The sequence below is a fragment of the Streptomyces sp. JLYT201 genome (assembly GCF_059448825.1).
The window spans coordinates 2,188,901-2,205,462 of sequence record NZ_CM182551.1; the positions used below are offsets into that span (position 1 = coordinate 2,188,901).

Below are 16,562 nucleotides of genomic sequence, written 5' to 3' on the forward strand. Positions count from 1 at the left end.
CGCGCCGCCCCCGTCCCCACGGTGCGGCGCGGGCGGGCCCCGGTCCGGTCATCCTCCGGCCCCGGGCCCACGCTTCAGTCGGCGGCGGCGCCGCCCGCGAGTCCGAGGACGGGCAGCAGCACCGCGTCCACGAACCGCGTCAGATACTCCGCGTCCGCGTTCTTGCCCTCCAGCATCGGGCGCACCCGCAGCACGCCGAAGAGCTGCGCGGCCACGAACTCCGTCGCCGGATGGTCCGCGGGCAGCTCGCCGCGGTCGACGCCCCGCCGGACGATGGCGTCGATCGCCTGCACCTCCGGCTCCACGAGCGCCTCGCGCAGCGCCCGCTGGAGGTCCTCGTCCTGCTGGACGGCGTGGCTGAGCGCCTGCACCAGCATCGTGTCGCGCTCGCTCCAGGCCGCGGCCGAGCGCGCCGCCTCCCGCAGGTCACCGGCGACCGAGCCGGTGTCGATGCCCGCGAACCGCACACAGCGGTTGGCGCGCAGCGCGGCGGCCACGAACTGGGGCTTCGTCTTCCACTGGCGGTAGAGCGTGGACTTGCTGCACCGGGTGGCGGCGGCGACGCCCTCCATGGTCACGGCCTCGTAGCCGCACTCGCGGAGCTGCTCCAGGACGGCGTCGTAGAACTCCTGCTCGCGCTCGGGCGTGAGCTTGGAGCGGCGCGAGGCGGACGCCTGGCCGCACCCGTGCTCCCGTACCGGTTCCCGCGACGTCATGGCTCTTCACTCCTCGGTGGGGGCGGCCCGCCGTGGCCACCTTATCGATACGCCAGTGTACCGGTACGCCTCCGTATCGGTACACTGGCGTATCGATGTGTGCGTTCAGGGGTGCCCACATCACCGCACCACCCAGTCGTCACGTAAAGGGGCCGGGGCATGGAAGCCCGCGAATCCCGCACCGAGGCCGCCGCAGGGGAGCCCGGGATACCCCCGGGGCCGCCGGGGGCAGCCGCCGCACCGCCGGTCGCGGCGGCCGGGCGCACCGCCGCCCGGCCGCCCCTCGTCCGCGAGCTCCTCCTCGTCGTGGGGCTCTTCCTCGTCTACAAGTTCGGCAGGCAGCTCGCGAACGGCCACACCGGCGAGGCGCTCCGCAACGCGCACCGCGTCTGGGACGCCGAGCGGACCCTGCGGCTGCCCGGCGAGGGCCTCGTCCAGGACGCGCTGCTGCACGGCGACGGCCTCGTACAGGTGGCGAACACCTACTACGCGGCCGTGCACTTCCCGGCGACGCTGCTCTTCCTGGTGTGGCTGTATCTGCGCCGGCCCCGGCACTACGTGTGGGCGCGGCGCGTCCTCGCCGTGCTCACCGCCGCCGCGCTCGCGCTGCACCTCGGCTTCCCGCTCGCGCCGCCCCGGCTGCTGCCCGCGGCCCACCTCGTGGACACCGCGCAGGTGTACGGCCCTTCCGTGTACGCGGCGAAGCCCGCGGCCGACACCATGGCCAACCAGTTCGCGGCCATGCCGTCGCTGCACTTCGGCTGGGCCCTGATGCTGGCGATCGGCCTGATCGTGGCGACCGGCTCCCGCTGGCGCTGGCTGTGGCTGCTGCACCCGCTCGTCACGCTCCTGGTGATCGTCGGGACCGCCAACCACTACTGGCTCGACGCGCTCGCGGCCGCCGCGCTGCTTGGGATCGCGCTGGCCGTCGTCCGGCCGCCGCGCCCGGCGCGTTCACGGGTGGTCCGCCGCTCCGTGCCCGCACCGGCCCCCGCCCCCGATCCGGTCCCCGTCCCCGTTCCCGTTCCCGCCGGCTCCGGAGCCGGGCGGTGAGCGCCACCCTGCTGGCCGTCGCGCTCTCTCTGGTGTCGGCCGTCGCGTACGCCGCCGCGGCCGTGGCCCAGGAGCGCCTGGCCGCGCGCCTCACGGACAGCGGGCCCCGGGTGCTCCGGCTGCTCGGCAGCGGGGCGTGGTGGGCGTCCGTCGGACTCAACGCGTCCGCCGCGCTGCTGCACGTCGCGGCCCTGAAGTACGGGCCCCTCACGCTGGTGCAGCCGCTCGGTGCGCTCACCCTGGTCGCCGCCGTGCCGCTGGGGGCGCGCCTGGCCGGGCGGCGCGTCACCCGCCTGGAGTGGCGCGGCACGGGGCTCACCCTGATCGGCCTGGGCGCGCTGCTGCTCACCGCTTCGGGCCCGGCGCCCGACGACACCCTGACCCTGCCGGAGGCCGTGACGGTCGCCGCGGTGACGGCCGCCGTCATCGGGATGCTCTCCCGGCGCGGCGCCCGCTCCGGGCTGCGGCACGCGACAGCGTCCGGCTTCGCCTCGGGGGTCGCCTCCGCGCTCACGCAGACCGTGACGGTCGCGGCGACCGACACCTCCGGGCCGCTGTTCAGCGCGCGGGTGGTGGTCGTGGCGCTGCTCGTCGCGGCGTTCGCCGTGGGCGGTCTCTTCCTGTCGCAGACGGCCTACCGGGGCGGCCTGGGCGCGCCGCTCGCCGTGGTCACGCTGGCCAATCCGGTGGCCGCGTCCGCGATCGGCGTCGCGCTGCTCGGCGAGCGGCTGCGGGGCGGCGCGGGCGGGGTCGTCCTCGCGGCGGCGGGCGCGGCGCTCGCCGCGTACGGGGTGGTGCTCTTGACCCGGTCGCCACGGTCCCCCGCGCCCGTCGCCGGGTCGCTGCCGTCGATCCCGGGCCAGCCGGAGCCCGCGGAGGCGCTGTCCGTCCGTCGCGGCTAACTCCTCCGGTACGCACGGAAGCGGCCGCGCTCCCTCCAGGGGAGTGCGGCCGCTTCCGTGTGTCCGTGGACGGTGCGCGTCAGCCGAGGCCGCGCGAGTCCTGCTTGAGGGCCGTGTCGACGGTCAGGGCCGTCGCCACCACCAGGCTCAGGAGCGGTTCCGGGAGCTGGAAGTGGATCTGGAGGACGTAGTTGTCCGCCGTCGTGAACATCGTCTTGGCGAGGCCTTCCCAGGTCTTGGTGATCCGGGCCACCTCGTTGTCGGTGTGGTCGACGATCGAGAAGTTCCAGGCGCGCCAGTTCTCCGCCTTGATGGCGCCGACCTGCTGGCCGTTGGCCATCATCGCGAAGTTGATCTTCCCGAAGACGTTCTGCTGGACGATCTCGCCGACCTGCTGGCCGTCCGGGCGCTCCACGACGACCCGCGACTTCATGAACTTGCGGGGGCGGGTCAGGCGCAGCTGCGGCTGGCCGTGGACGTCGCGGATCTCCAGCGTGTGCGTCATGAACTGGTCGAGGCTGGAGACGAAGCGGGCGACCTTCTTGAGCGCGCTCTGGTCGACCTGGGTGACCGAGCCGAGCTGGTTGCCCGCCTGGTCCATGACCTTGTACTCGTTGGTCAGCTCGATGAGCTTGGCCTTCTGGTTCACCACCAGGACCGGCTCGGTGAACAGGGTGCCGCCGCCCTGCGCGGTCGGCGTGATGCCCGCCTGCTGCTGGACCTGGCGCTGGACCTTCGCCGGGTCGGCCGCCGGGGCCGCCTGCTGCGGCGCGGCGAAGGGCGCCTGCTCGGCGACGGCCTGGGCGGGGGCCGCCGGTCCCGCCTGGGAGGGGACCTGCTGGCCGGGCGTGCCCTGCTGGGCCGCCGTGGTGTGGTCGGTCCACTGCGCGCCGTCCCACCAGCGGAGCAGCTGGGAGGCGCCCTGGGGATCCGGGTACCAGCCTGCAGGAGTGTTCGATTGCGTTGTCACCCGGGCACACTACCCCGCTCCCCTATGGGCTCCGCCAGCCCCGCGTTCCGCTCAGCGGAACGCCGCGAGCAGCACCTCCACGCACAACTCCCCGTCAGCTTCACGCACCGCCACCGTCCCCACCCGCCCCCGGGCAGGGCGGGTGAGGGGAAGAACGGTCGGCGCGACAGCGGTGGATCGCTCGGGGATCAGGCCGTCGTGAGGCCCGGGTCGCTGATGCCGGGGGTGCCGGTCTCCACGTGGCCTGCGAGGCGGCGCAGGAAGCCGGGGTCGGTGTCGGCGAGCACCGTCAGGTCGTACCAGCGCTTGCCGGCGCGCAGGTCGACCGTGTGGTGGACGGTCGCCCCGGGCGCGACCCGGACGGTGTCCTTGCGGCCTCCGTAGGCGTTCGTCACCGTGAGGGCGCAGGTCACGGGCCCGGCGTTGGTGAAGGTCAGCCGGATGTTGCCGGTGGCGCGGTCGTGGCGGGCTGTGACCTCGGGGCCCGCCTTCTTGCCGGGGCCCCTGAAGGTGCGCAGGAACCCGTTGGGGCCGTGGACGGACAGGTCGTGGCTGCCGCCCGAGTACGCCGAGTTCCAGGCGTCGGAGATCGTCTTCCCGGCCTCGGTGGTGTACGTCCAGGGCCCGTCGCCGCGGTTGCCGGAGCGGACGTGGAAGCAGACGCCCGCCGCGTCCCCGCCGCCGAAGGTGAGCCGGAGCTTGCCGTCGGCGGGCGTGGCCGCGGCGTCGACGAGCGGCGCGTACGGCAGCGGGCGGGTGCGCCGGGAGCCGGGCTCCTGCTTCGGCAGGGCCGGGCTCGCGGGCGCCTTGGGGAAGTAGTCGGGGTGGCGCGCGTGGTCCGGCGGCCGGTAGCCGGAGGTGTCGGGCAGCGCGGCCGGGGCGGTGTCCCTGCCCGTGAAGTCGAAGGCGGCGGTCAGGTCGCCGCAGACGGCCCGGCGCCACGGCGAGATGTTGGGCTCGCGCACGCCGAAGCGGCGCTCCATGAAGCGGATGATCGACGTGTGGTCGAACACCTGTGAGCAGACGAACCCGCCGGTGCTCCACGGCGAGACGACGACCATCGGCACGCGCTGGCCGAGGCCGTAGTGCCCGGCGGCGTACTGGGCGTTGCCGGGGAAGTGGTCGAGCGCGGTGGCGACGGTGGACAGGCCCTGGTTCGCCGAGGAGGGGACGTAGGGCGGCACGACGTGGTCGAAGTACCCGTCGTTCTCGTCGTACGTGAGGAACAGGGCGGTCTTCGCCCACACCTCGGGGTTGGCGGTGAGCGCGTCCAGGATCTGCGCGATGTACCAGGCGCCGTAGTTCACGGGCCAGTTGGGGTGTTCGCTGAACGCCTCCGGGGCGGCGATCCAGGAGATCTGCGGCAGCCGGTCCGCCTTGACGTCGGCCTTCAGGATGTCGAAGTAGCCGTCGCCCGCCTTGACGTCGGTGCCGGTGCGGGCCTTGTCGTAGAGGGGGTCGCCGGGCTTGGCGCCGCGGAAGGCGTTGAAGTAGAGCAGGGAGTTGTCGCCGTAGTTGCCGCGGTAGGCGTCGGGGATCCAGCCCCATTTGCCCGCCGCGTCCAGGCCGTCGCCGATGTCCTGGTAGACCTTCCAGGAGATCCCGGCCTTCTCCAGGCGCTCGGCGTACGTGGTCCAGCCGTAGCCCGCCTCCTGGTTGCCGAGGACGGGGCCGCCGCCGGTGCCGTCGTTGCCCACGTGTCCGGTGAGCATGTAGTAGCGGTTGGGGTCGGTGGCCCCCATGAACGAGCAGTGGTAGGCGTCGCAGATGGTGAAGGCGTCGGCGAGCGCGTAGTGGAAGGGGATGTCCCCGCGCGTGAGGTACGCCATGGTCCGCTCGGACTTGGCGGGGATCCACTGGTCGTACGCGCCGTGGTTGAAGGCCCGGTGGCCGCCCGCCCAGTCGTGGTCGAGCCCGGCGATGAACTGCATGCCCAGGTCGTCCGCGTCCGGGTGGAACGGGAGGACCTCCTTGGTGCCGCTCCTCTGGTGCCACACCGGCTTGCCGCCGGGCAGCGTCACCGGGCGGGGGTCGCCGAAGCCGCGCACGCCCTTGAGGGTGCCGAAGTAGTGGTCGAAGGAACGGTTCTCCTGCATCAGGACGACGATGTGCTCGACGTCCTCGATGGAGCCGGAGCGGCGCCGGGCGGGCAGGGACGCGGCGCGGCCGATGCTCTCGGAGAGGGCGGAGAACGCGGCGGTGCCGCCGGCGAGCTGCAGGAACCGGCGCCGGTTGAGTTCGGGCATGGGGAAGGGACCTCACGTGAAGTGGGGGGCGTGGGCGGATGCAGTGTGCCAAGGGAGTCAGGCTGACGGAAGAGGTGGGCGGTGCGATGACCCCCGCGTGACCGGACGGCCAACGTTGCGGCCCCGTGAACACTCCGCGGCCGGGGAATGCCCGCACGGCGGCCCGGCCTTGTGATCGTTGGTGCGGTGCCCGACGGTGCCCGGCGCCGCCCGACCCGTTCGCGGAGGAAGCGAGGAGCGCATGGCCAAGGCGTATGTGTACACCCGGCACGGCGGACCCGAGGTGGAGGCCCTCATCGACCGGGAGCCGCCACGGCCGGGCCCGGGACAACTGCTCGTGGCCGTACGGGCCGCGGGCGTCAACCCCGTCGACCACAAGCTGCGCGGCGGCTACCGCAGGCCGGGCCAGGCTCCCGCCGAACTGCCGGAGGTCCTGGGCAGCGAGGCGGCGGGCGTCGTGGCGGAGGTGGGCCCGGACGTCACCGGGTTCGCCGTCGGGGACCCGGTGTTCGGGTCCACGCTGACCGGCGGGTACGCCGAGTACACGCTGCTTCCGGTGGCGGTCGCCGCGCACAAGCCGCAGGGGCTTTCGTTCGCCGAGGCGGCGGCCCTGCCCGTGGCCGCCGCGACCGCGTACGACGGCGTCCGCCAGCTCGCCCTGCCCGCCGGGGCCACGCTCCTGGTCACGGGCGTCGGCGGCGGGGTCGGCGGCTTCGTGGCGCGGCTCGCCCGCCACGAGGGGCTGCGCGTCATCGGCACCGCGAGCGACGGCAAGAAGGAGTACGTCGAGTCGCTCGGCGTCACCCACGTCGCGCCGGGGCCCGACCTCGTGGAGCGGATCCGGGCCCTGGCGCCGGACGGCGTCGACGGCGTCTTCGACCTGGTCGGCGGCGAGCACCTGCGGACCGTCGCCGAGCTCGTGGCGGACCGCACGAAGCTGATCACCGCGGGCGGCAAGGGGATCGTCGGCGAACTGGGCGGCTCCCCCGTCGCCCGGGCCCGCACCGCCGAGGTCCTGGACGCGGTGGCCGCGCTCGCCGCGGCGGACGTGCTGCGTCCGCACATCACGGCGGTGTACCCGCTCGCACGGGCGGGCGAGGCCCTGCGGTCCGTCGAGTCGGGGCACGCGCGCGGCAAGGTCGTGATCGAGGTCGGGCAGTGACGGGCGGAACGCACCCCCCGGACAGCCGCGCGCACCCCCGGGACAGCGGCGCGCACCCCCTGGACAACCCCGGGCTCGCCTCCCTGACCGGCCCGCACGCCCGGTTCGCCGAGCGGCGCGGGCGCGTGGTGCGCTACCCCGTGGACGTCTCGCCCTGGCTCGGCCTCCCCGCCGAGCCGGACGCGGCGGACTGGGCTGACCTGGCGGCCTTCGCCGGGGCCGACGGGTCGGTGCCGCTGCCCGGCGTCGGCGCGCGGGTGCCCGCGGGCTGGGAGCTCACCTTCGACGTGCCGGGCGTGCAGCTCGTCGACGGGGGCGTGGCGGCCGCGCCCGACGCCGCCGCGGTGCGGCTCGGGCCCGCCGACGTGCCCGAGATGCTCGACCTCGTCGCGCGCACCCAGCCGGGTCCCTTCCTGCCCCGCACCGTCGAACTCGGCACGTATCTGGGCCTGCGGGAGGGGGGCGCGCTCGTCGCGATGGCCGGCGAGCGGCTGCGGCCGCCGGGGTTCACCGAGATCAGCGCGGTGTGCACCGACCCGGCGTACCGGGGGCGCGGGCTCGCCGCGCGGCTCGTGCGCGCCGTCGCCCACGGCATCCGGGAGCGCGGTGACACGCCCTTCCTGCACACCTCGGCGCGGAACACCGGGGCGATCCGCCTGTACGAGGCCCTCGGCTTCGAGCTGCGGCGCTCCCTCGCGTTCCGGGCGGCGCGGCCGCCGCTGCGGGCGACGGTGGCGGTGGCTGCGGCGGCAGGCACGGCTGCGGACTCGGCGGCGGAAAATGGGAGGACGACCGTCCGTTCCGGTTGATAACTTCCGGATCATGGAACCACTCGGCGAGAAAGAGATCCGCGCGTCCTTCGTGAACTGCTCCAAGGGCGAGGCGCGGCGCCTCGCGCTGCCCCCGGGGTTCGCCGAGACCCCCTGGGACGACCTTGACTTCCTCGGCTGGCGCGACCCCAAGGCGCCCGAGCGCGGCTATGTGGTCGCGCGGCGGCAGAGCGGGGCGGGCGAGCTCGTCGGGGTGGCGCTGCGGGCGTCCGCCGGGGCGCGCCGGAGCCTGCTCAAGTCCAGCATCTGTTCGGTGTGCGTGACCCCGCAGGCCGGGTCGGGGATCACCCTGTTCGTGGCGCCCCGCGCGGGCGAGGCGGGGCGCCAGGGGAATTCGGTGGGGCTCTACATCTGCGCCGACCTCGCCTGCTCGCTGTACGTACGGGGCAGGAAGACGTCGGCCCTGGCCCGGCGGTTCGAGGAGAGCCTGAGCCCGCAGGAGCAGAACGAGCGGACGCTCCGCAACCTCCACGGCTTCCTGGACCAGGTCAGCGCGACCGCCTAGTCACGTCAGATACGCCAGGGCGGGGTGGGCCTGCTGGTAGGCGGCGGTCAGGCGGCGCGCCACCGTGACCGAGTCGACCAGGGGGTGCAGGGCGAACGCCTTGACCGCCGCCGCGCGGGAGCGGCTCTCCACCGCCGTGAGCACCTCGCGCTCCACGGCCTTCACCGCGCAGACGAGCCCCACCGCGTGCCCCGGCAGCGGATCCACGGACACCGGGTGCGCCCCGCTCGCGTCGACGAGGCAGGGCGCCTCCACCACGGCGTCCGCGTCGAGCACCGGCAGCGTCGTGCGGTTGCGGACGTTGAGGATCAGCGTGGTCCGCTCGTCGCGGGCGACGGCCCGCATCAGGGCCAGGGCGACGTGCTCGTAGCCGCCGGACTCCAGGTCCTCCGCGGCCCGCTCCCCGGCCCCCGCCGCCTCCCGGCTCGCCGCCATGTACGTCGCCTCGCGTTCGGCGCGGGTGGCGTCCCAGGTCTCCAGGGCGGGCACCGCGGGGCCGCCGAGGGCGTCGTAGAACCGCGCCTGCTGGTCGCGCAGGAAGGCCCCGCGCGTCCGCTCGGCCCGCTGGTAGGCGGCGACGGCCTCACGGGTGAAGTAGTAGTAGTGCAGGTACTCGTTGGGGATCGCGCCCAGGGACTGGAGCCAGTCGGCGCCGAAGAGCTTGCCCTCCTCGAAGGACTCCAAGAGGTCCCGGTCGGCGAGCAGGCGCGGCAGCTCGTCGTGGCCGTCGACCCACAGGCCGCGCAGCCAGCCCAGGTGGTTGAGGCCCACGTAGTCGGCCCAGGCACGGTCCGGCGCGATCCCGAGGAGGCGCGCGACGCGGCGGGCCAGACCCACCGGCGAGTCGCAGATGCCGATGACCCGGTCGCCGAGGTGCCGGGACATGGCCTCGGTGACGAGCCCGGCGGGGTTGGTGAAGTTGATGACCCAGGCGTCGGGCGCGAGCCGCGCCACGCGCCGGGCGATGTCGAGGGCGACGGGCACGGTCCGCAGGCCGTACGCGATGCCGCCCGCGCCCACGGTCTCCTGCCCGAGCACGCCCTCGGCGAGGGCGACCCGCTCGTCGGCGGCGCGGCCCTCCAGACCGCCGACGCGGATCGCGGAGAACACGAAGTCGGTGCCGCGCAGCGCCTCGTCGAGGTCGGTGGTGATCCGCACCGGCGGGGCGTCCGGCACGCCCTCGGCCTGCTCGGCGAGCACCCGCGCGATCGCGCCGAGCCGCGCGGCGTCCACGTCGTACAGGACGACGTCGGTGACGCGGCCCTCCTCGTGGTCGTCGAGCAGCGCCCGGTACACCAGCGGTACGCGGAACCCGCCGCCGCCGAGAATCGTCAGCCTCACGTCTGCGCCACCTTGCCCTCCAGTCGCCCTGCGCCTCACAGGGCGCTCCCCTGAACTCCTACCACTTCAGCGGGGCGGCGCGCCGACCGCCCTGCCCGCCCACGGCGGCACCTGCTCGACGAGGCCCTCGTGCCGCTCCCGCACCGGCTCGGGGAACGGCACCGAACGGCCCCGCTCCCGGTCGACGTGCAGCGCGAGCAGCTCGCAGGTCGCGACGGGCTCGGCGTCCGGCGCGGGTACTGCCCCGGGCCCCTCGACGACGTACATCTCGTGGGCGAAGTGCAGCCGGCGCGCGAAGGAGCCGAGGACGCGGCTGCGGATCACCAGGTGGGCGCCCTCGGCGACCTGGCGCAGGAGCCGCACATGGGCCTCGACGGTCCAGAGGGTGGCACCCGTGGCGGCGCGGTAGTCGGCGTGCAGCCCCGTCGCCTCCGTCAGGCTGTCCGTGGCGGAGCCGAACGCCACGGAGTAGTGGGCCTCGCTCAGATGCCCGTCGTGGTCGATCCACTCGGGCGGCACGACCCGCCGGTACAGCGGCAGGTCGTGCCGGACTTCCCCGGTCATGCGCTCTCCTCACGGTTCGCTCCGGCGCGCGGCAGTTCGCACGGACGTTTGGGGCGCACCACACTTTCGCATCGGCGTATCACGCGATGGTGTGACCGCGGGCCCCGCGCCGCTTCGAGCGGCGCGCCGGGGGTAGTGCCTGGCTGCCGTACGCCCCCTTTTTTGAGGAGACCTCCGTATGCCGCGGCCGACACGCCCCTTCGAACTGCCGGACTTCTACATGGTGCATCCGGCACGCCTCAATCCCCATGTGGAAGAGGCGCGTTCGCACTCCCTGCGGTGGGCGCGCGGGATGGGCATGCTGGAGGGCTCGGGCGTCTGGGAGCAGGCGGACCTGGACGCGCACGACTATCCGCTGCTGTGCGCGTACACCCACCCGGACTGCGACGGCCGCGCGCTCTCGCTGGTCACGGACTGGTACGTGTGGGTCTTCTTCTTCGACGACCACTTCCTGGAGCTGTTCAAGCGCACCCAGGACCGCGAGGGCGGCAAGGCCTATCTCGACCGGCTGCCCGCGTTCATGCCGATGGACCTGGCGACGCCGGTGCCGAAGCCCACCAACCCGGTGGAGGCGGGCCTCGCGGACCTCTGGCGGCGCACGGTGCCCCACATGTCCCCCGACTGGCGCGCCCGCTTCGCGGAGAGCACCCGCAACCTCCTGAACGAGTCGCTGTGGGAGCTGTCCAACATCAACGCCCACCGGGTCGCCAACCCCGTGGAGTACATCGAGATGCGCCGCAAGGTGGGCGGCGCGCCCTGGTCGGCGGGGCTGATCGAGTACGCGACGGGCGCCGAGGTGCCGGCCGCCGTGGCGGACGCGCGCCCGCTGCGGGTCCTCAGGGACACGTTCGCCGACGCGGTGCACCTGCGCAACGACCTGTTCTCGTACCAGCGCGAGGTCGAGGACGAGGGCGAGCTGAGCAACGGCGTCCTGGTCCTGGAGACCTTCCTCGGCTGTACGACGCAGGAGGCGGCGGACTCCGTGAACGAGCTCCTCACGGCGCGCATGCAGCAGTTCGAGGACACGCTGTTCACGGAGCTGGCGCCGCTGTTCGCCGAGAAGGCGCTGCCGCCCGGCCAGTGCGCGGACGTCCTCGCGTACGCCAAGGGGCTCCAGGACTGGCAGTCGGGCGGCCACGAGTGGCACCTGCGCTCCAGCCGCTACATGAACGAGGGCGCCACCGCCACGGCCTCGCCGCTGACCGGTCCCTCGGGCATCGGCACCGCCGCGGCGGGCGTCAAGGAGCTGCTGTCCGCGACCGGTGCGCAGCGTCGGCGGCGCTTCACGCACGTGCCGTTCCAGCGCGTGGGCCCCTCCCGGATCCCGGACTTCGACCTGCCGTTCACGACGACGCTCTCCCCGCACCTGGAGCACTCCCGGCGCGAGGTCGTCGACTGGTGTCTGCGGATGGGCCTGCTCCAGCCGCAGCCGGGCGTGCCGGCCTCGCACATCTGGGACGCGCACAAGCTCGCCCGGTTCGACTTCGCGCTGTGCGCCGCGGGCATCCACCCGGACGCGACCGCCGAGCAGCTGGACCTGGACTCCTGCTGGCTGGCGTGGGGGACGTACGCGGACGACTACTACCCGGCGGTGTTCGGCAGGTCCCGGGATCTGCTCGGCGCGAAGGTGTGCACGGACCGCCTCACGCTGTTCATGCCGCTCGACGGCTCCCCTCCCCCGCCCCCGGCCAACGCGCTGGAGCGGGGCCTCGCGGACCTGTGGGCGCGCGCGACCGCCCCGATGGACGCGGAGTGCCGGGCCGCGCTGCGCCGGTCCCTGGTGGAGATGACGGACAGCTGGCTGTGGGAGCTGGCCAACCAGGCGCAGCACCGCGTCCCGGAGCCGGTCGACTACATCGAGATGCGCCGCCACACCTTCGGCTCCGAGTTCACGTTGAACCTGAGCCGCCTGGCCCACGGCGGGCTGATCCCGCGCGAGGTCCTCGACAGCGGTCCGCTGCGCACCCTGGAGAACGCCGCCGCCGACTACGCGGCCCTGATGAACGACGTCTTCTCGTACCAGAAGGAGATCGAGTACGAGGGGGAGCTGCACAACGCCGTGCTCGTCGTGCAGAGCTTCTTCGACTGCGACTACCCCACGGCGCTGCACATCGTCGACGACCTGATGCGCTCCCGCATGCGGCAGTTCCAGCACGTGGTGGCGCACGAACTGCCGGTCCTGTGCGCGGACCTCGGCCTGGACGCGCGGACGCGGAGCGCCCTCGACGGCCATGTGCGGCACCTGGAGAACTGGATGGCGGGCATCCTCCGCTGGCACCGCGACTGCGGCCGCTACCGCGAGGAGCACCTCACGCGCGGGCCGCTGCCGGTGCCGACGGGGCTCGGCATGGAGGTCGTGCGCCCCGCCTGGCTGCGGGAGCTCGCCGCCACCCCCCGGCCCCTGCCGGCCTGAGGGCGCCGCCCTCAGGGGTGGCCGTCGCCGCTGTGGACCTGGCGGTACTCCTGCGCCGTCGGCTTGGGCACCTGGGTGCCGGGGCCGTACATGGCGCGGGAGAGCCGGGCCCGCAGGCGGTCGGCGCGGGGGACCTTGCGGGCCACGCCGTTCGCGTCGACGAGCGGCCCGACCTCGAACGGCACGGGCTGCTCGTGGGCGGTGAGCGTGTACCGCTCGGCCTGGCTGAGCGGCTGGTGGACCTCCACGTACTCGCCGTGCGGGAGGCGCTTGATGATGCCGCTCTCCCGGCCGTGCAGCACCTTGGCGCGGTCGCGCCGCTGGAGGCCGAGACAGACCCGGTACGTGACGGCGTAGGCGAGCGGCGGCACGACGAAGAACGCGATCCGCACGAACCACGTGATGGCGTTGATGGACAGGTGGAAGTGCGTCGCCCAGATGTCGTTGCCGCCGCCGACCATGAGCACCCCGTACAGGGACAGCCAGGCGACGCCGAACGAGGTGCGCGCGGGCGCGTTGCGCGGCCGGTCCGCGATGTGGTGCTCGCGCCGGTCCTTGGTGACCCAGGCCTCCGCGAACGGGTACACCGCGATCGCCACCATGATCAGCGGGAACAGCGCGAACGGGATGAAGACGCCCAGTTCGAGCGTGTGCCCCCAGGCGTCGATCTCCCAGCTCGGCATCACCCGGATCAGCCCTTCGGAGAACCCGAGGTACCAGTCGGGCTGGGCGCCGGTGCCGACCATGTCGGGCCGGTAGGGGCCGAGCGCCCACACGGGGTTGATGGTGGCGACCGCGCCCATGAGGGCGAGGACGCCGAAGACGAGGAAGAAGAAGCCGCCCGCCTTGGCGACGTAGACGGGGAAGAGGGGCGCCCCGATGACGTTCCGCTCGCTGCGGCCGGGCCCCGCGAACTGGGTGTGCTTGTGGTAGAAGACCAGGATCAGATGGGCCACGACCAGGCCCAGCATGATCCCCGGCAGCAACAGCACGTGCACCGCGAACAGGCGCGGAATGATGTCGTGCCCCGGGAACTCCCCGCCGAAGAGGAAGAAGGATAGGTAGGTCCCCACGACGGGGATCGACAGGATGGCGCCCTGCGCGAACCGCACGCCGGTGCCGGACAGCAGGTCGTCGGGGAGCGAGTAGCCGGTCAGGCCGGTGATCAGGCCGAGCATCAGCAGGGTCCAGCCGAACAGCCAGTTGAGCTCGCGCGGCTTGCGGAAGGCGCCGGTGAAGAACACCCGCATCATGTGCACCAGCATGCCCGCGACGAACACGAGCGCCGCCCAGTGGTGGATCTGCCGGATGAGCAGGCCGCCGCGCACCTCCATGCTGATGTCGACGGTCGACTCGTAGGCGCGCGTCACCAGGACGCCCTTCAGCGGTTCGTACGTGCCGTTGTACTCGACCTCCATGCCGCTCGGCTCGAAGAACAGGGTCAGCCAGACGCCGGTGAGGATGAGGATCAGAAAGCTGTAGAGGCAGATCTCGCCGAACATGAACGACCAGTGGTCCGGGAAGACCTTGCGCAGCTGCGACTTGCCGAGGGTGTGGATGCCGAGGCGGCCGTCGGCCCAGTCGGCGAGGCGCTCGCCCTTGGCGGGCGGGGTGGGGCGTCCGTCCTGACCGTGGTCCTGGGTGCGTTCGCTCATGCGGCTCCCCCCTCGGGCGGCTACCAGCGTAGGCGCGTGCCCGGGCGGGGCCAACAGTGCGTGCGCGCCCGCGCGTTGGGGCGGCCGGAGGTCACCACTCCGCGAACGAGCCGTCCGGCTGCCGCCACACCGGGTTGCGCCAGGCGTGCCCGCGCCGGTCCGCGGCCCGCACCGCGGCCTCGTCGATCTCGACGCCGAGGCCCGGCAGGTCCGTGCGGTGCGCGTGCCCTTCGGTGAAGCGGAACGGCTCGGTGTCCACGACGTACGACAGCAGGTCGGCGTCCCTCCTGTTGTAGTGGATGCCCCGGCTCTGCTCCTGGATGAGGAAGTGGGGCGTGACCCAGGCGACCTGGAGGCTCGCGGCCAGGGCGATCGGGCCGAGCGGGCAGTGCGGGGCGAGCAGCGCGCCGTAGGTCTCGGCGAGGGCGGCGATGCGCAGCACCTCCGTGATGCCGCCCGCGTGGCTGAGGTCGGGCTGGGCGACGGCGATGCCCGCGGTGAGCGCGGGCAGGAAGTCGGCGCGGGAGTAGAGCCGTTCACCGGTGGCGAGGGGCACGGGGCTCGCGGCGACCAGGGCGGGAAGCAGATGCGCCTGGTCGGGAAGGAGCGGCTCCTCGGCGAACAGCGGGTGCAGTGGGGCGAGTTCGGGCAGGACGCGGCGGGCGCTCGCGGGGGTGAGGCGGCCGTGGAAGTCGACGGCGACGTCGCGGTGCGCGCCGAGCACCTCGCGGGCGACGGCGACCCGCTCGACGACCGCCGTTGTCTCGGCGGGGGTGGTGAGGGGCGACGTCACCCCCGCCGCGTTCATCTTGACCGCCGTGAAGCCCGCGTCGACCTGCGCGGCGACCTGTTCGGCGAGCGCGCTCGGCTCGTCGCCGCCCACCCAGGCGTACACGCGCGCCCGCTCCCGCACGGGCCCGCCGAGCAGCGCGTGCACGGGCGCCCCGTACGTCTTGCCCGCGATGTCCCACAGCGCCTGGTCCAGGCCCGCGACGGCGCTGGAGAGCACCGGGCCGCCGCGGTAGAAGCCGCCCTTGCTGAGCACCTGCCAGTGGTCCTGGATGTGGGCGGGGTCCTTGCCGAGCAGATGCTCCGCGAGGACGTCGACGGCGGCGCGCACGACCTCGGCGCGGCCCTCGACGACGGGTTCGCCCCAGCCGACCACGCCGTCGTCGGTCTCCACGCGGCAGAACAGCCAGCGCGGCGGGACGAGGAAGGTTTCCACCCGGGTGATCTTCAACTGCCGCTCCTTCGGTGTCTCTTCTGGGCGGGTTCTCGGGCGGGTCGCCTTCCGCGGGGTCAGGCCGAGTCCTTCACCACGCTCCAGCCGCCGTCCACGACCAGGCTCGTGCCGGTGACGTACGAGGCCTCGTCCGCGGCGAGGAACGCGATGGCCGCCGCCACCTCCGCGGGCGAGCCGAACCTGCGCGCGGCGGTGCCCACGACGCTCCGCTCCCGGTCCTCCTCGGTCATCCGGTCCCAGGCGGGCGTCAGGATCGGCCCCGGCAGCACCGCGTTGACCCGCACCTCGGGCCCGTACTCGACGGCGAGCTGCCCGCACAGGGAGACCAGGGCGCCCTTGCTGGCCGCGTACCCGGGGTGGCCGGGGATGCCGTGGGTGGCGTGCACGGAGGAGGTGACGACGACCGCGCCGCGGTGCGCGCGCAGATCGTCCAGGACCGCCTTGACGCCGAGGAAGGCGCCGGTCACGTTCACGGCGAGCTGGTGCTCGAAGGACGCCCGGGTCATCGCGTGCGCGGGGGCGATCTCGGAGGCGTAGGCGTTGCTGACGAGGACGCCGACCGGGCCGAAGCCGTGGGCGGCGGCGAGGACGCGCTCCCAGTCGGCGGCGTCGGCGACGTCGGCGCGCACGAAGGCCGCCCGGCCGCCCTCGGCCCGGATGCCCTCGGCGACGGCCGTGCCGCGCTCGGCGGCCACGTCGGCGACGACCACGGCGGCGCCCTCCGCGGCGAGGCGCACGGCGGTGGCGGCGCCGATGCCGGAGGCGGCGCCGGTGACGACGGCCACCCGGTCGGTGAAGCGGGCGCTTGCGTGCATGGCGAGGTCGTCCCCTTCCGTCGTCCTCTTCCGCGGAGGGCGGTCGTCCCCTCCGGCGGCAGCGGGCCACGTCGTTCGCTGGCACGGTACCCCGCGCGGGCGCGCGAACGGCGGCGCGGCGCCGCGCGGGGTGCGGGACGCCGGTGT

Annotated in this window: 14 protein-coding genes; 6 read left to right on the top strand and 8 right to left on the bottom strand. The window is 73.9% G+C overall.

The window, feature by feature from the left end:
* Positions 1–74: 74 nt before the first annotated feature.
* Positions 75–716 carry a TetR/AcrR family transcriptional regulator gene (locus tag AC5WAM_RS08555; protein WP_138962695.1) on the bottom strand — a complete coding sequence of 214 codons (642 nt, stop codon included), beginning with the start codon at positions 714–716 and terminating at the stop codon, positions 75–77.
* A gap of 159 nt (positions 717–875) precedes the next feature.
* Here AC5WAM_RS08555 and AC5WAM_RS08560 point away from each other — a divergent pair, with 159 nt between their 5' ends.
* Both AC5WAM_RS08560 and AC5WAM_RS08565 read left to right on the top strand, forming a co-directional pair.
* Positions 876–1,769 (top strand): phosphatase PAP2 family protein, encoded by an 894-nt coding sequence (locus AC5WAM_RS08560; protein WP_495522182.1) that lies wholly within the window; start codon positions 876–878, stop codon positions 1,767–1,769.
* A complete protein-coding gene (locus tag AC5WAM_RS08565; protein WP_495522183.1) occupies positions 1,766–2,671 on the top strand; it encodes a DMT family transporter in 906 nt (301 codons plus the stop codon). Before AC5WAM_RS08560 ends, AC5WAM_RS08565 begins: the two co-directional genes overlap by 4 nt.
* Positions 2,672–2,750: 79 nt before the next feature.
* Here AC5WAM_RS08565 and AC5WAM_RS08570 read toward each other — a convergent pair whose 3' ends face one another.
* Both AC5WAM_RS08570 and AC5WAM_RS08575 read right to left on the bottom strand, forming a co-directional pair.
* A complete protein-coding gene (locus AC5WAM_RS08570; RefSeq protein ID WP_495522184.1) occupies positions 2,751–3,641 on the bottom strand; it encodes an LURP-one-related family protein in 891 nt (296 codons plus the stop codon).
* Positions 3,642–3,829: 188 nt separating this feature from the next.
* Positions 3,830–5,887 carry a phosphocholine-specific phospholipase C gene (locus AC5WAM_RS08575; RefSeq protein ID WP_495522185.1) on the bottom strand — a complete coding sequence of 686 codons (2,058 nt, stop codon included), beginning with the start codon at positions 5,885–5,887 and terminating at the stop codon, positions 3,830–3,832.
* 241 nt (positions 5,888–6,128) lie between these two features.
* Here AC5WAM_RS08575 and AC5WAM_RS08580 point away from each other — a divergent pair, with 241 nt between their 5' ends.
* The 3 genes from AC5WAM_RS08580 to AC5WAM_RS08590 are packed head-to-tail and all read left to right on the top strand — an operon-like array spanning position 6,129 to position 8,384.
* Positions 6,129–7,049, top strand: coding sequence for an NADP-dependent oxidoreductase (locus tag AC5WAM_RS08580; protein ID WP_366792237.1), 921 nt, complete (start codon positions 6,129–6,131; stop codon positions 7,047–7,049).
* Positions 7,046–7,858, top strand: coding sequence for a GNAT family N-acetyltransferase (locus AC5WAM_RS08585; protein WP_495522186.1), 813 nt, complete (start codon positions 7,046–7,048; stop codon positions 7,856–7,858). Before AC5WAM_RS08580 ends, AC5WAM_RS08585 begins: the two co-directional genes overlap by 4 nt.
* A gap of 13 nt (positions 7,859–7,871) precedes the next feature.
* Positions 7,872–8,384: an FBP domain-containing protein gene (locus AC5WAM_RS08590; RefSeq protein WP_366792238.1), complete on the top strand. Its 513-nt coding sequence runs from the start codon at positions 7,872–7,874 to the stop codon at positions 8,382–8,384.
* Here AC5WAM_RS08590 and AC5WAM_RS08595 read toward each other — a convergent pair whose 3' ends face one another.
* Positions 8,385–9,725 carry a 6-phospho-beta-glucosidase gene (locus AC5WAM_RS08595; RefSeq protein WP_366792239.1) on the bottom strand — a complete coding sequence of 447 codons (1,341 nt, stop codon included), beginning with the start codon at positions 9,723–9,725 and terminating at the stop codon, positions 8,385–8,387.
* Positions 9,726–9,791: 66 nt separating this feature from the next.
* Positions 9,792–10,289 (bottom strand): thioesterase family protein, encoded by a 498-nt coding sequence (locus tag AC5WAM_RS08600; RefSeq protein ID WP_495522187.1) that lies wholly within the window; start codon positions 10,287–10,289, stop codon positions 9,792–9,794.
* Between the two features lie 178 nt (positions 10,290–10,467).
* Between AC5WAM_RS08600 and AC5WAM_RS08605 the strand changes: the two genes are divergently transcribed.
* Positions 10,468–12,702 carry a terpene synthase family protein gene (locus tag AC5WAM_RS08605; RefSeq protein ID WP_495522188.1) on the top strand — a complete coding sequence of 745 codons (2,235 nt, stop codon included), beginning with the start codon at positions 10,468–10,470 and terminating at the stop codon, positions 12,700–12,702.
* Positions 12,703–12,713: 11 nt separating this feature from the next.
* Here the strand turns inward: AC5WAM_RS08605 and qcrB are convergent, their stop codons facing one another.
* The 3 genes from qcrB to AC5WAM_RS08620 form a co-directional block, all read right to left on the bottom strand.
* The gene (gene qcrB / locus AC5WAM_RS08610; RefSeq protein WP_495522189.1) at positions 12,714–14,357 is read right to left on the bottom strand and encodes a cytochrome bc1 complex cytochrome b subunit; all 1,644 of its coding nucleotides are present in this window, start codon (positions 14,355–14,357) and stop codon (positions 12,714–12,716) included.
* 91 nt (positions 14,358–14,448) lie between these two features.
* Complete coding sequence (gene dgoD / locus AC5WAM_RS08615; protein ID WP_495522190.1) at positions 14,449–15,597, bottom strand: galactonate dehydratase; 1,149 nt, start codon at positions 15,595–15,597, stop codon at positions 14,449–14,451.
* 59 nt (positions 15,598–15,656) lie between these two features.
* On the bottom strand, positions 15,657–16,415 hold the full coding sequence (locus tag AC5WAM_RS08620) for an SDR family NAD(P)-dependent oxidoreductase (protein ID WP_366792244.1): 759 nt from the start codon (positions 16,413–16,415) through the stop codon (positions 15,657–15,659).
* Positions 16,416–16,562 lie beyond the last annotated feature (147 nt).